Annotated in this window: 12 protein-coding genes; 9 read left to right on the plus strand and 3 right to left on the minus strand. The window is 67.7% G+C overall.

All coding sequences use genetic code 11. The annotated features are described in order from the left end of the window. The first annotated feature begins 21 nt into the window (after positions 1-21). From K9D25_RS01995 to K9D25_RS02015, 5 genes are all read left to right on the plus strand, one after another. A complete protein-coding gene (locus tag K9D25_RS01995; protein WP_244378745.1) occupies positions 22-918 on the plus strand; it encodes a dihydrodipicolinate synthase family protein in 897 nt (298 codons plus the stop codon). Between the two features lie 129 nt (positions 919-1047). Beyond that, positions 1048-2322, plus strand: a complete 1275-nt coding sequence (locus K9D25_RS02000; protein ID WP_244378747.1) for an NAD(P)/FAD-dependent oxidoreductase — start codon at positions 1048-1050, stop codon at positions 2320-2322. Between the two features lie 12 nt (positions 2323-2334). After that, positions 2335-3336 (plus strand): 4-hydroxyproline epimerase, encoded by a 1002-nt coding sequence (locus K9D25_RS02005; protein WP_244378749.1) that lies wholly within the window; start codon positions 2335-2337, stop codon positions 3334-3336. Between the two features lie 167 nt (positions 3337-3503). Continuing rightward, positions 3504-4607: a cis-3-hydroxy-L-proline dehydratase gene (locus K9D25_RS02010; protein WP_244378751.1), complete on the plus strand. Its 1104-nt coding sequence runs from the start codon at positions 3504-3506 to the stop codon at positions 4605-4607. Positions 4608-4758: 151 nt separating this feature from the next. Next, the gene (locus K9D25_RS02015) at positions 4759-5796 is read left to right on the plus strand and encodes a trans-3-hydroxy-L-proline dehydratase (protein WP_244378753.1); all 1038 of its coding nucleotides are present in this window, start codon (positions 4759-4761) and stop codon (positions 5794-5796) included. Positions 5797-6025: 229 nt separating this feature from the next. On the opposite strand, the gene K9D25_RS02020 is transcribed toward K9D25_RS02015, so the two are convergent. Genes K9D25_RS02020 through K9D25_RS02030 form a run of 3 tightly spaced genes read right to left on the minus strand, consistent with a single transcriptional unit; the run spans position 6026 to position 8928 of the window. Next, positions 6026-7015, minus strand: coding sequence for a TRAP transporter substrate-binding protein (locus tag K9D25_RS02020; RefSeq protein ID WP_244378755.1), 990 nt, complete (start codon positions 7013-7015; stop codon positions 6026-6028). A gap of 27 nt (positions 7016-7042) precedes the next feature. Beyond that, positions 7043-8308, minus strand: a complete 1266-nt coding sequence (locus K9D25_RS02025) for a TRAP transporter large permease (protein WP_244378757.1) — start codon at positions 8306-8308, stop codon at positions 7043-7045. Further along, complete coding sequence (locus tag K9D25_RS02030) at positions 8308-8928, minus strand: TRAP transporter small permease (protein ID WP_244378759.1); 621 nt, start codon at positions 8926-8928, stop codon at positions 8308-8310. Before K9D25_RS02030 ends, K9D25_RS02025 begins: the two co-directional genes overlap by 1 nt. A 92-nt stretch (positions 8929-9020) precedes the next feature. On the opposite strand from K9D25_RS02030, the gene K9D25_RS02035 reads away from it, so the two are divergent. From K9D25_RS02035 to K9D25_RS02050, 4 genes are all read left to right on the plus strand, one after another. Beyond that, positions 9021-9734 carry a GntR family transcriptional regulator gene (locus tag K9D25_RS02035; RefSeq protein WP_244378761.1) on the plus strand — a complete coding sequence of 238 codons (714 nt, stop codon included), beginning with the start codon at positions 9021-9023 and terminating at the stop codon, positions 9732-9734. Further along, positions 9731-10792 carry an Ldh family oxidoreductase gene (locus tag K9D25_RS02040; RefSeq protein WP_244378763.1) on the plus strand — a complete coding sequence of 354 codons (1062 nt, stop codon included), beginning with the start codon at positions 9731-9733 and terminating at the stop codon, positions 10790-10792. The genes K9D25_RS02035 and K9D25_RS02040 overlap by 4 nt, the downstream gene beginning before the upstream one ends. 87 nt (positions 10793-10879) lie before the next feature. Beyond that, positions 10880-12874: a sensor histidine kinase gene (locus K9D25_RS02045; protein ID WP_244378765.1), complete on the plus strand. Its 1995-nt coding sequence runs from the start codon at positions 10880-10882 to the stop codon at positions 12872-12874. After that, entirely contained in the window at positions 12811-13491 is a 681-nt protein-coding gene (locus K9D25_RS02050) for a response regulator transcription factor (protein WP_244378768.1), read from the plus strand. Before K9D25_RS02045 ends, K9D25_RS02050 begins: the two co-directional genes overlap by 64 nt. The last annotated feature ends 101 nt before the right edge of the window (positions 13492-13592 follow it).

The following is a 13592-nucleotide window of genomic DNA, read 5'->3' on the forward strand; positions in this document are numbered from 1 at the left end:
GAGACTTTAAGGAGCATTCCCATGTGGCAGGGCGTCTATCCCGCCGTTACCGCCAAGTTCAACGAAGACGACACGCTCGATCACAAGGAGATGGAGCGGTGCTTCGGCCTGCAGATCGACGCCGGCGTCGACGGCATCATCGTCAACGGCTCGCTCGGCGAAGGCCCGATGCTCTCGCATGACGAGCGCCTCGCCGTGCTGAAGACTGCCAAGGCGGTCGCCGGCAAGCGCCCGGTGCTGATGACCATCGCCGATTCCGCCACCCGCGATTGCGCGAGCCTCGCCAAGCGCGCCGCCCAGGCCGGCGCCGACGGGCTGATGGTGGTGCCGAGCCTCGTCTACCACACCAACCCGAAGGAGACGGTGGCCACCCTCTCCGCGGTGGCGGAGGCGGCCGACCTGCCGGTCATGATCTATTCCAACCGCGTCGCCTACCGCGTCGACGTGACCGTCGAGATCATGGCAGAACTCGCCAAGGACAAGCGCTTCGTCGCGGTGAAGGAGTCGTCGGACGACATCCGCCGCACGGTGGAACTGCAGAACGCCTTCGGCGACCGCTTCGACATCTTCACCGGCGTCGACAATCTCGCCTATGAGGCGCTGGCGCTCGGCGCGGTGGGCTGGGTCGCCGGTCTCGTCGTCGCCTTCCCCGAGGAAACGGTCGCGATCTACCGGCTGATGAAGGCCAAGCGCTATGACGAGGCGCTGGCGATCTACCGCTGGTTCCGCCCGCTGCTCGACCTCGACGTGTCGACCTATCTCGTCCAGAACCTCAAGCTGGTCGAAGCCATGGTCACCGGCACCACCGAGCGCGTGCGCGCGCCGCGCCTGCCGCTGGAAGGCGAGCAGCGCGCCAAGGTGGAGAAGATCGTGCGCGAGGCCCTCGCCACCCGCCCGACCCTCGCCAAGGCGGCGTGAGGGCAGCGTCCATCGACGCGACCCCTCATCCCCGGGCTTGACCCGGGGACCCAGGGGCCGGGATTCCCTCTCGGATATTTTTAGGCGATCCCGGATGCGGCCTGCGGCCGCTCCGGGAGGACGCCCAATGTGAACAGCGCGGTCAAAAACGTGCCCTCAGCCTCCCCCCCGAACGACATCGTCATCATCGGCGCCGGCATTGTCGGACTTTCCGCCGCGTTCCATCTTCTGGCCGAGGGGCACCGGGTGCGTCTGGTCGAGCGCGGGGGCGTGGCGGAAGGGGCGAGCTATGGCAATGCCGGGGCTCTCGCCTTCACCGACATTCTCCCCCTCGCCTCGCCCGGCATGCTGCGCAAGGCGCCGAAATGGCTGCTCGACCCGCTCGGGCCGCTGACCATTCCCCCGCGCTACCTCGTGCCGATCACCCCGTGGCTGATCCGCTTCTGGCGCGCCAGCCTGCCGGACCGCTACCAGGCCTCGATAACGGCGCAGGGCAACCTCATGCGCTTTGCCGCCACCGCCATGCAGGCGCTGGTGAACCAGGCCGGCCTTGCCGAGCATCTGCGTGCCGACGGCAATCTCCAGCTCTATGAGAGCGAGGCCGAGCTTGCCGCGGCGATGCCGGGCTGGGAGGCGCGGGCGCGCGAGGGCATCGCCTTCGAGCATGTGCGCGGCGCGCGGCTGGCGGAACTCCAGCCCGGCCTGTCGCCGCGCTTCACGGTCGGCACCTTCACCCCGCACTGGCAGACGGTGAGCGACCCCTATCATTTCGCGCTCGCTCTGTTCCGCACGGTGATGGCCCGCGGCGCCGGGCTCGTGCATGGCGAGGTGGTCGGCGTCACGGCGGACGCGAATGGCGTCGAGCTGCGCCTCGCCGACGGCAAGCGGCTCAGGGCCGGCCGGGTGGTGATCGCGGGCGGCGCGTGGTCGCGCCCGCTGGCGAAGTCGCTCGGCGATTCCGTGCCGCTGGAGACCGAACGCGGCTACAACACCACACTGCCCCCCGGCGCCTTCGACCTGCGGCGCCAGCTCACCTTTGGCGGCCACGGCTTCGTGGTGACGCCGCTGTCCACCGGCATCCGCGTCGGCGGCGCGGTGGAACTGGGCGGGCTGAAGGCGCCGCCGAATTTCAAGCGCTCCGAGGCGATGCTGACCAAGGCGGCGCGCTTCCTGCCGGGCCTGCGCACCGAGGGCGGCAAGCAATGGATGGGCTTCCGCCCCTCGCTGCCGGATTCGCTGCCCGTGATCGGCCCCGCCACCGCCTCGCCGCGCGTGCTCTATGCCTTCGGCCACGGCCATCTCGGCCTGACCCAGAGCGCGGCGACGGGTAAGCTGGTGGCCGATCTTGCCGCCGGGCGCCGGCCCTCCATCCCGCTCGACCCTTTCCGCCCCGACCGTTTCTGACGAGTAGAACCCATGGCGCGACACAGCTTCTTCTGCATAGACGGCCACACCTGCGGCAACCCCGTGCGGCTGGTGGCCGGCGGCGGGCCGAACCTCGTCGGCGAGACCATGATCGAGAAGCGCGCCCATTTCCTGCGCGAGTTCGACTGGATCCGCACCGGGCTGATGTTCGAGCCGCGCGGCCACGACATGATGTCCGGCTCGATCCTCTACCCGCCGACGCGGTCGGATTGCGACGTCGCCATCCTGTTCATCGAGACCTCCGGCTGCCTGCCCATGTGCGGCCACGGCACCATCGGCACGGTGACGATGGCGATCGAGCACGGGCTGGTAACGCCGAAGACGCCGGGCGTGCTGATGCTCGACACCCCCGCCGGCGTGGTGAAGGCGGAATACAAACAGGTCGGGCAATATGTGGAAGAAGTGCGCATCACCAATGTGCCGGCCTTCCTCTATGCGCGCGGGCTCACCGCCGAATGCCCCGGCCTTGGCGAGGTGACGGTGGATGTCGCCTATGGCGGCAATTTCTACGCCATTGTCGAGCCGCAGGACGCCTTCCGCGACATGGCGGACTTCACCGCCGGCGAACTGGTGGGCATGAGCCCGGCACTGCGCCGCGCGCTGAACGAGAAATATGAATTCGTGCACCCGGAAAAGCCGGAGATTCGCGGCCTGTCGCACATTCTCTGGACCGGCGTCGCCCGCCACCCGGAGGCGCATGCGCGCAACGCGGTGTTCTATGGCGACAAGGCGATCGACCGCTCGCCCTGCGGCACCGGCACCTCGTCCCGCATGGCGCATCTCGCCGCGCTCGGCCAGCTGAAGGTAGGCGATGATTTCGTGCATGAGAGCATCATCGGCTCGCTGTTCAAGGGCCGGGTCGAGGCGGCGGTGAAGGTGGGCGAGCGCGACGCGATCATCCCCTCCATCGGCGGCTGGGCGCGCATGACCGGCTACAACACCATTTTCATCGACGACCGCGACCCCTTCGCGCACGGCTTCGTGGTGGTGTGAACAACGCCGGGCGCACCGTCATCCTGAGGTGCTCGGGCTTCGCCCGAGCCTCGAAGGAGGCTCACGCAGGGCGCCATCTGTTTCAACATCCTTCGAGGCTCGCTGCGCTCGCACCTCAGGATGACGGCTGAACGCGGGCGGCAACGGCAGACAACGGAAACCACGCCATGAAGATCACCGGCATCAAGGCCTACAAGGTCGGGCTCCCGCTGCGGGAAGGCCGCTACAACTGGTCAAACGGCAATTTCATCGAGGTGTTCGATTCCACCGTGGTGGCGGTGGAGACCGATGCCGGCATCACCGGCTATGCCGAATGCTGCCCGCTCGGCTCGGCGTACCTTCCGGCCTATGCGCATGGCGTGCGCGCCGGGCTGGAGGAAATCGGCCCGAAGGTGATCGGCCTCGACCCCACCGACCTCAACGTGCTGAACCGGCATATGGACGCGGTGCTGCGCGGCCACCCCTATGTGAAGGCGCCGATCGACATCGCCTGCTGGGACATTCTCGGCAAGGTGGCGGGCCTGCCGGTCTACAAGCTGCTGGGCGGCGCGGCGCAGGAAAAGGTCGCGCTCTACCGCGCCATCTCGCAGGAAGCGCCTGACGTGATGGCGAAGAAAATCGCCGGCTACAAGGCCGAGGGCTACACCAAGTTCCAGCTGAAGGTCGGCGGCGATGCCGACCAGGACATCGACCGCATCCGCGCCACGCGCGACATTCTTGACGCCTCGGACATTCTCGTCGCCGACGCCAATACCGGCTGGACCCGGGCCGAAGCGGCGCGCATCTGCGCGGAAGTGGCCGACCTCGATGTCTATATCGAGCAGCCCTGCCCGACCTATGAGGAATGCCTCTCGGTGCGTGCCCGCACCGCGCGGCCCTTCGTGCTCGACGAGGTGATCGACGGCGTCGGCACGCTGATGAAGGGGCTGGCGGATGACGCGATGGACATCATCAACCTCAAGATCTCCAAGGTCGGCGGGCTGACCAAGGCGCGGCTGATGCGCGACATCTGCGTCGCCTCCGGCACGCCGATGACCATCGAGGACACCTGGGGCGGCGACATCGTCACCGCCACCATCGCCCATCTCGCCCGCTCGACGCCGGAGGAGTTCACCTTCTCCGCTACCGACTTCAACAGCTATGGCACGGTGGACATCGCCAGCGGCGCGCCCAAACGTGTCAACGGCTTCATGACCGCCGCCGACGCGCCGGGGCTGGGCATCACCCCGCTGTTCGACGTGCTCGGCGACCCCGTGGTGGTAATCGGCTGAGGACTTTCACTCCCTCTCCCCGTCGGGGAGAGGATCGGGGTGAGGGGTCTTCGACACGCCGCAATGGCAGCCCCCCTCACCGACCCGCTTCGCGGGCCACCTCTCCCCGTCGGGGAGAGGGTCAAGGCGCCGCACGTAAACGCGAGGCCCCATGCGTAGCTCCAAGATCATCCACATCGTCGGCTGCCATGCCGAGGGCGAGGTCGGCGACGTGATCGTCGGCGGCGTGGCGCCGCCGCCGGGCGACAGCGTGTGGGCGCAGTCGCGCTTCCTCGCCTCCGACAACACGCTGCGCAATTTCGTGCTGCAGGAACCGCGCGGCGGGGTGTTCCGCCATGTGAACCTCTTGGTGCCGCCGAAGGACCCGAAGGCGGCGGCGGCGTTCATCATCATGGAGCCGGAAGACACGCCGCCCATGTCCGGCTCCAACTCCATCTGCGTCTCCACCGTGCTGCTCGACACCGGCCTCGTGCCGATGACCGAGCCGGAGACCCATATGGTGCTGGAGGCGCCGGGCGGGCTGATCGAGGTCACGGCCTATTGCCGCCATGGCAAGGCCGAGCGGATCAAGGTGCGCAACCACCCCTCCTTCGCTGACAAGCTGGACGCGCAGCTGGAAGTGGAGGGGCTCGGCACGCTCACCGTCGACACCGCCTATGGCGGCGACAGCTTCGTCATTCTCGACGCCCACGCGCTCGGCTTTTCGATCCGCCCGGACGAGGCGAAGGACCTCGCCGAGACGGGCATGCGCATCGTCAAGGCGGCGAACCGCCAGCTCGGCTTCAAACACCCTGAGAATGCCGACTGGAACCACATTTCCTTCTGCCAGTTCGCCGCGCCCGTGATGGAGGTGGACGGCGTGAAGACCGGCGCCAATGCGGTGGCCATCCGCCCCGGCAAGATCGACCGTTCGCCCACCGGCACCGGCTGCTCCGCCCGCATGGCCGTGCTGCACGCCAAGGGCCAGCTGAAAGTGGGCGAGACCTTCATCGGCCGCTCGATCATCGATTCCCGCTTCGAGTGCCGGATCGAGGGCGAAACGACGCTCGGCGGGCGACCGGCGATCCTGCCCTCGATCATGGGCCGGGCCTGGGTGACGCACACCGCGCAGCTGATGGTCGACCCGGAAGACCCATGGCCGACCGGCTACCGGCTCTCCGATACGTGGCCGGTTTGGAAGCAGGACTGAGGTTCGCGTTCCGGCCGGTGCGGAAGCGGGACGGACGGGGCTTGAATCCGCGCCGTCATCCTGAGGTGCTCGGGCATCGCCCGAGCCTCGAAGGAGGCTCGCGCAGGGCGCCCTCGGCTTCAGCATCCTTCGAGGCTCGCTATCGCTCGCGCCTCAGGATGACGTTGTGAGCCACCAAAAAAAGAGGCGCCCCGCGAGGCGCCTCTTTCATTTCAAGCGGCAAGCGCTCTCAGCCCAGCGTCGCGCCGATCTTGCGCAGCTCGGGCAGGATCGGCGCCTTGGGCGTCCAGATCTTGTCGTATTCGGCGATGATCGGCGCCGCGTCGGCGGTCGGCGGCACGACGATCTTGATGCCGGTGCCCTCGAAATCCTTGAGGAGCTTCGGCGCATTGGTCACGGTCTGGTCGACCTGCACCGCCAGCGCTTCCTTGGTCGCGGCGGTGATCAGCGCGCGGTCCTCGGTGGACAGCGTCTGCCACGCCTTGCCGGAGGCCAACGCGATGAAGGGCATGAACACCGCGTCCATCCGCATCAGCACCTTCGACACCTTGTCGAAACGCTGATTCCACGAGAAATCGAGATCGGCCTCCAGCCCGTCCACCTGGCCATTGGCCATGGCGTCATAGACCTGCGGCGTCGGGATCGGGGTCGGGGCGGCGCCGAGCAGCGAGTAGAAATCGCGGAAGGCCGGCGTCGTGTTGATGCGCAGCTTCATGCCGTTGAGCCCGGCAATGCCGTCGATCTCCTTGGCCGAGAACACCACGCGGATCGAGGTGATGCCCCAGCCGAGGCCGAGCGTGCCGGTTTCCTTCGGCAGCGGCTCCAGCATCTGCATGGCGATGGGCTGGCGAACCAGCTTGGCGGCGGCCTCGGTGGAACGGATCACGTAAGGCGCGAGGATGGCGGCGACGTTCGGCACCCGGTTGCCGACTTCGGCCGCCTGCAGGAAGGCCATGTCGAGTGCGCCGGTCTGCAGCTGCTGCATCATCGCGCCCTCATTGCCGAGCTGGCCGGCATGGAACACGGTCATGGTGAGCTTGCCGCCGGTCTTTTCCTTCAGCACCTCGGCGACCTTCAGCGCGGCGTTGTTCCAGGGGTGGCCGGGCGGGGTGATGATGCCGAGGCGCAGATCGCGCGCCTGGGCGCGCAGCACGCCGGGGGCGGCGAGCGGCAGGGTGGCGCCGGCAGCGGCGGCGAGCAGGGTACGGCGGGTGATCATCGGGGCGGTCCTTTCGGCTGGAAGGGTTCAGCGGATGAGGGCGGTGGAGAGGCCGGGAAAGATCGAGAGCAGCACCAGCAGCAGGCAGGCGGCGAAGAAGAACGGCAGGGTGACGAGAAACATCTTGCCGGGTTTCGCTCCCGTCACCGCCGCCGCCACGAAGAAGCACAGGCCCACCGGCGGGGAGAGGAAGCCGAGCACGAGGTTGACCACCGCCACCACGCCGAACTGCACGGGGTCGATGTGATAGACCTCGGTGGCGATCGGCAGCAGGATCGGCACCGTCATGATCAGCCCCGGCGCGCCGTCGATCACCGTGCCGATGACCAGCAGGATGACGTTGACCAGCAGCATGAAGCTGACCGGGCCGGTGGCGATGGACTGAATCCACAGCGCCACTTCCTGCGGCACCTTGGCGAAGACCAGTACCCAGGACAGCACACCGGCCGCCGCCACAAGAAACAGCACGATGCCGGAATAGACGCCCGCCCGCACCAGCATGCGCGGCAGCTGCGACAGCGACAGCTCACGGGTCCAGAACCGACCCACCAGCACGGAGGCCAGGGCGCCGACGGCGGCGGATTCGGTGGGGTTGGCGAGGCCGGTGAGGATGGAGCCGACGATGACGATGGGGATCAGCAGCGTCGGCGCGCAGGCCACCACGGTGGCGACGCGCTCGCGCAGGGTGAAGCTCTCGCCGCGCGGGTAATTGTAGACATAGCCCATGACGGCGATGACGACGCAGAACATCGCGGTGAGCACGATGCCGGGGATCAGCCCGGCCACCAGCATGGTGCCGACCGGCACCTGCGCCAGCACGGAATACATCACGAACATGATCGAGGGCGGAATGATCGGCCCCAGCATGCCGGCATAGGCGGTGAGGCCGGCGGCGAAGGTCTTGTCGTATCCCTTCGCCTCCATCTCCGGCACCATGATCTGCGCCATGATCGCGACCTGCGCCGTCGCCGAACCGAGGATCGAGGAGACGAACATGTTGGCCAGCATGTTCACATAGGCGAGGCCGCCGCGCAGCGAGCCGACAAAGGCCATGGTCATGGAGATGATCTGGCGGGTGATGCCGCCGCCATTCATGATCTCGCCGATGAGAATGAACAACGGGATGGCGATCAGCCCGTAATTGTCGACCGAGCCGAACATCTGCATCGGGAAGCTCTGATAGAGCACCGGATTGCCCGAGGCCTGGATGAAGACGACACCGGTAAGGCAGATGGCGATGCCGATCGGCACGCCGACCAGCAGGAAGACGAGGAAGGCGGCGCCGGTGAGCATCAGGCGACCTCCTCGGCATTGCTGAGGCCGATACCGCTGCGGTCCGGCGGGCTGGCGAGGCCGATATCCTCAAGGAGGTTGGCCGCGCTATGGACCATGAGGGTGAGCGCGAAGAGCGGCATCACGAGATAGACCACCCAGCTCGGCCAGTTCAGCGTCTGGGTGCGCTCCGTATAGAGGAAGTTGAACGTCGCCCCGCCATATTCACGCGCATCGAAGCCGGCCGAGGCGATGCCGACCGGGTCCATCCACAGCCAGCACATCACCGCCAGCGCCACGCCGAAGCCGAGAATGCAGAGCGTGGCGAGGACCCGCATCGCCTTCACCGCCGAAGGAGGCAGGCGCTCGGTCAGAATGGTCATGGAGAAATCGAGCCGCAGCCGCGACATGGCGGAAGCGCCGAGAAAGGTGAGCCAGACGGTGGTGAAGATGGCGGATTCGTCGATCCAGTAGAGCGGGACATGGCTGTAGCGGGTGACGACGTTGAGCAGGATCAGCCCGGTGAGCAGCGCCATCAGGCTGCCAATGGCGAAGCGCTCCAGGACCAGAAGGGCTTCCGACGCTGCGGTGACGGCACGAAAGGGCCGACCACCGGCAGCAAAGCCGTTGGTGTGCGTCATATACCCGTTCCCCTCTTTTTTGTGATCGTAGATTTTATAAATTATATCCGTCAATATGTTTGGGTGATTATTCGGGGCGCGACCGAAGGTAAATGAACCCGCTTCTCAAGCACCGGACCCTGTCGGCGGCGATCCTCGATCAGCTGCGCCGCGCCATATTGGACGGCACCTATCCCGCCGGCGCCCAGCTCCGGCAGGACGCGCTGGCCGCCACCTTCAATGTGAGCCGCATTCCCATTCGCGAGGCGCTGTTCCAGCTCGATGCCGAGGGGCTGGTGCGGATCGTGCCGCAGAAAGGCGCGATCGTTTCCGAACTCTCGGCCGATGAGATCAACGACGTGTTCGGCCTGCGCATGCTGCTGGAACCCCGCCTGCTCGCCCGCTCCATCCCTCATCTCGATGCCGGGGACTTCGCCCGCTTCGAGGACATGCAGCAGCAGATGGTCGCGGCCACCGCGGCGCAGGATCTCAGCCGCTGGGGCCAGATGAACGCGGAATTCCACATGGCGCTCTATGGCCATGCCGGCCAGCCGCGCTCCCTTTCCATTGTCCACTCGCTGCTGCAGTCGAGCGACCGCTACACGCGGGTGCAACTCAGCGACACTGCGGGGTCCGGTATGGCCGGCATGCAGCGCGCATTCGAGGAACATGCCACGCTGATCGACCTCAGCCGCGCGGGGGAGACGGCGCGCGCCTGCGCCTTCCTCGAAGAACACATCCGCACCGTGCATGACGACCTGCTGCGGGCGCTGGAGCGGGGCGCGCGGGAAGCGGCCCGTCTCCAGGAAGCAGGAGCCGTTTCATGAACGCGCCGGGCACGGGAAACGCGCTGGTCACGCTGAGCCTTGCCGAGGTCCATGCGCTCACCCGCGACACGCTGCGGGCCGCCGGGCTCGGCGTCGCGCATGCGGAAGCCATCGCCCGCTCCATCACCCGCGCCCAGGCGGATGAATGCCATTCGCATGGGCTGTATCGGCTGCTCGGCTATGTCGACAGCGTGCGCAGCGGCAAGGCCGAGCGCGAGGCGCTGCCCGTGCTCACCCGCACGACGCCGGTCATTCTCAATGTCGATGCCCGGCGCGGCTTCGCCCCGCTCGCCATCGAGGCCGGCGTGCCGCCGCTGATCGAGGCGGCGAAGACCTATGGCATCGCCGCGCTGGCGATCCATGACTGCTATCATTTCTCCGCGCTGTGGGCGGATATTGAACCCGCCGTCGAGGCGGGGTTGGCGGCCTGGTGTTTCACCATCGGCCAGTGCTGCGTCGCGCCGGCGGGTGGCACGACGCCCTTGCTGGGCACCAACCCGATCGCCTTCGGCTGGCCCGGGCCGGCGGGGCAACCCTTCATTTTCGATTTCGCCACCAGCGCGGCCGCGCGCGGCGAGGTGGAACTCAAGCGCCGCGCGGGCGAGACGCTGCCCCAGGGCTGGGCGGTCGGCCCCGACGGCGCCCCGACCACCGACCCCGCCGCCGCGCTCAAAGGCGCACTGCTACCCTTCGGCGGGCATAAGGGCTCGGCCCTCTCGCTCATGGTGGAACTGATCGCCGGCCCGCTGATCGGCGATCTCACCAGCCGCCAGGCCAAGGCGGTGGAAAATGGCGATGCCGGCCCGCCCCTCGGCGGGGAGCTGTTCATCGCCATGGACCCCGCCATGTTCGGCCGCGACACGCTGAGCCAGCGGCTTGAGGACGCCGACGCGCTTTTCGCCCTCGCCAAGGCCCAACCGGGGGTCCGGCTGCCGGCCGAGCGCCGCTATGCCGCCCGCGCCCGCAGCCGTGAGGGCGTGCAGATTCCCGCCGGCCTTCTGGCGGAGATTCGGGCCCTGACACAAGGCGACACCGAGGGCGAGCGCACACGCCGCTAGCGAACGGAAGGGCGCCTGGTCTATCTGGGATCGGTTATCTCAGGACGGGTGCCGCGCCGATGGCGGGCCGAAGACGGGCGGAGCGGCATGCAGCAGCCGGCAGGAGATGAAACGCCACAGGCCGCCGGGCGGGCGCGGGCGCGCGCCATCGCAACCCGCAGCAGCTCGCTTTCGGCGGTCGTCCGCCTGCTGATCCTGCTGCTTCTCGTGGGCGGTGGCGGCGCCATCGCCTGGACGGCGACAATTCCCTCGCAGGACCATGTGATCGCCCGCGCCATGTTTGAGGACCGCGACGGCACCATGACCATCGACGAGGTGACCGGTGCTGCCTTCGCGCCCGTCGCGCCGATTCTCACGCGCGGCTATACGCCCTCCGCCACCTGGCTGCGGCTCACCGTCGGCCCGGCCGATGGCGGGCCGCTGGTGCTGCGCATCCGCCCGACCTATCTCGACCGCGTCGCCCTGTTCGAACCCGTGCCCGGCCGGCAAGGCGTCTGGCGCGAATATGTCACCGGCGACCGCACCCCGTTTCTCGAACGCGAAATGCCCTCGGTCACGCTCGGCTTCACCATCTGGCCGACCGGGCCGGCGACGACCTATTATCTGCGCCTCACCACCACCAGCACCTCGCTGATGCACGCCGAGGCGCTCGTGCCGCAAGTGGCGGCGCTGCGCGACCTGCACATCCATGTCAGCCAGATCTTCATCCTGGCGCTGCTGCTGTTCATCCTGTTCTGGACCGCCAGCGACTTCGCCCTCAACCACGACATCGTGGTGGGCTGCTTCGCGATCAACCAGCTGTTTTTCATCAGCTATAACGTGCTGATCATGGGCTATGGCGCCCTGATCTTTCCCAACGCGCCGGCGGGCTTCGTCGACACGCTCACCAGCGTCTCGATCATCGCGGCACCGCTGTTCTCGCTGCTGACCAACCGCCTGCTGCTGCGCCAATTCGACCTGATCCCGCTGGCGCGCTGGGGCATCGACACGCTGCTTCTGGCCTTGGTCATCGCCTTCGGCCTGCTGGCGGCGGGCGCCACCCAGCAGGCGCTGAAGCTGAACGCCCTGGTGGTGGCGCTCATCGTGCTGCTGCTGCCGCTGATGGCGTTCGGCACGCGCCGCGAGGCGCCGCCCGGCCGACGGGTGCTGCGGGTCTTCTATGTCATCCAGGCGGTGGCGCTCCTGCTCACCATGCTGCCGATCCTCGGCGTGCTGCCCGCCTCGACCTGGAACCTCGACGCCAATATCATCCACGGGCTGCTGTCCGACCTACCCATGTTCGTGCTGCTGGCCCTGCGCTCGCGGGAAGCGCGCGAGCGCGGCATCGAGGCACAGCTGGCGCTCGATCTCACGCGCGGCCAGTTGGAACTGCAGCGGGCGCAGTTCGAGATGCAGAACCGCTTCATGGCGATGCTCACCCATGAACTGCGCACGCCGCTCTCCGTCATCCGCCTCTGCGTCGACACGGCGAAGGTGGCGGGCGAGCCGCGCCGGCTGATCGAGGCCGCCTTCGGCAATATGGAAGGCATCATCGACCGCTGCAGCTTCGCCGACCGCATGGAGCAGAAGGGCCTCGACGTGGTGCGGGCACCAGTGGATGTCGCGGCGGCGCTGCGGGCGGCGGTGGCGGCGAGTTCCGAGGCCGCGCGCGTCGCGCTGCAGGTCGGGGCACTGCCCAGCGTCACCTCCGACGCCCGGCTCATCGCCACGGTGCTGCACAATCTCATCGACAATGCGCTGAAATACTCGCCGGAGGGCTCGACCGTGGAGGTGACGGCCGCGGCGGAGGCGGGCGAGGCCGGCCCCGGCGTGCGGATCACGGTCGAAAACGGGTGCGGGCGCACGGGCGTGCCCGATCCGACGCAATTGTTCGAGAAATTCTACCGGGGGCCACACGCGCGCACCAAGAGCGGCTCCGGGCTGGGGCTTTACATCGTCCACGGAATCGTGGACCTCCTTGATGGTTTGATCACATACGATTTCATCGAGGGAAGAGCGCGCTTCAGCGTCTGGTTGCCATGCTCAGCATTGCCGTCGTCGAAGACAATGACGATCTGCGAACCGCCATCGTCAACGCCCTGAAGGGCGAGGGCCACCATGTGGTCGGTTTCGACTGCGCCGAGGCCATCGCCGAACAGGGGCAGGCGCTGCGCATCGACCTGGTCGTGGTCGATCTCAACCTTCCCGGCGAGGATGGGCTGAGCCTTACCCGGAGGCTGCGCGTCACCAACCCTGATATCGGCATCATCATGATGACCGCCCGCACCCGCAGCGACGACAAGCGGATCGGCTATGAAAGCGGCGCGGATATCTATCTGCCGAAGCCGGTCTCGCTGGAGGAGCTGACCGCTGCCATTCTGGCGCTGTCGCGGCGCCTGCGCCCGGCCGCGCCGGCGCCGACGGGGCTTGTGCTCGACACGGTGCGGCTCACTCTGGCCGGGCCGCAGGGCGCACTCGGCCTCTCTGCGCCCGAGGCGGCGCTGCTCGCGGCCTTCGCCCGGGCGCAGGACCACCGGCTGGAGACCTGGCAGATCATCGTCGTGCTCGAACAGGGCGACCGCGCGCCGAACCGCAACGCCCTCACCGTGACCATGTCCCGCCTCTCCGCCAAGCTGCGGCACTGCGGTGGCGGCGCGCATCCGCTGCGCGCGATCCGCAATTGGGGCTACCAGTTCTGCGAACCGATCGTCTTGACCTGAACGGCACGTCGTCGCCCAGACAACCCTCCAATACCTCCGGTAAGCTTCTGTAATCTTTCACCTCCCGTCTTCGCTACTTTACCGCCCCAGGGTTGAGGGCT

The organism is Ancylobacter polymorphus, from assembly GCF_022836935.1.
GTDB lineage: Bacteria > Pseudomonadota > Alphaproteobacteria > Rhizobiales > Xanthobacteraceae > Ancylobacter > Ancylobacter polymorphus_A.

What these genes read in the sequence shown, in the direction of transcription:
- K9D25_RS02025 (WP_244378757.1), bottom strand. Translation starts at nt 8,308, where the DNA reads ATGCTCACCGGCGCCGCCTTCCTCGTCTTCCTGCTGGTCGGCGTGCCG.
- K9D25_RS02040 (WP_244378763.1), top strand. Translation starts at nt 9,731, where the DNA reads ATGAACGCGCCGGGCACGGGAAACGCGCTGGTCACGCTGAGCCTTGCC.
- K9D25_RS02020 (WP_244378755.1), bottom strand. Translation starts at nt 7,015, where the DNA reads ATGATCACCCGCCGTACCCTGCTCGCCGCCGCTGCCGGCGCCACCCTG.
- K9D25_RS01995 (WP_244378745.1), top strand. Translation starts at nt 22, where the DNA reads ATGTGGCAGGGCGTCTATCCCGCCGTTACCGCCAAGTTCAACGAAGAC.
- K9D25_RS02045 (WP_244378765.1), top strand. Translation starts at nt 10,880, where the DNA reads ATGCAGCAGCCGGCAGGAGATGAAACGCCACAGGCCGCCGGGCGGGCG.
- K9D25_RS02015 (WP_244378753.1), top strand. Translation starts at nt 4,759, where the DNA reads ATGCGTAGCTCCAAGATCATCCACATCGTCGGCTGCCATGCCGAGGGC.
- K9D25_RS02030 (WP_244378759.1), bottom strand. Translation starts at nt 8,928, where the DNA reads ATGACGCACACCAACGGCTTTGCTGCCGGTGGTCGGCCCTTTCGTGCC.
- K9D25_RS02005 (WP_244378749.1), top strand. Translation starts at nt 2,335, where the DNA reads ATGGCGCGACACAGCTTCTTCTGCATAGACGGCCACACCTGCGGCAAC.
- K9D25_RS02010 (WP_244378751.1), top strand. Translation starts at nt 3,504, where the DNA reads ATGAAGATCACCGGCATCAAGGCCTACAAGGTCGGGCTCCCGCTGCGG.
- K9D25_RS02050 (WP_244378768.1), top strand. Translation starts at nt 12,811, where the DNA reads ATGCTCAGCATTGCCGTCGTCGAAGACAATGACGATCTGCGAACCGCC.
- K9D25_RS02035 (WP_244378761.1), top strand. Translation starts at nt 9,021, where the DNA reads ATGAACCCGCTTCTCAAGCACCGGACCCTGTCGGCGGCGATCCTCGAT.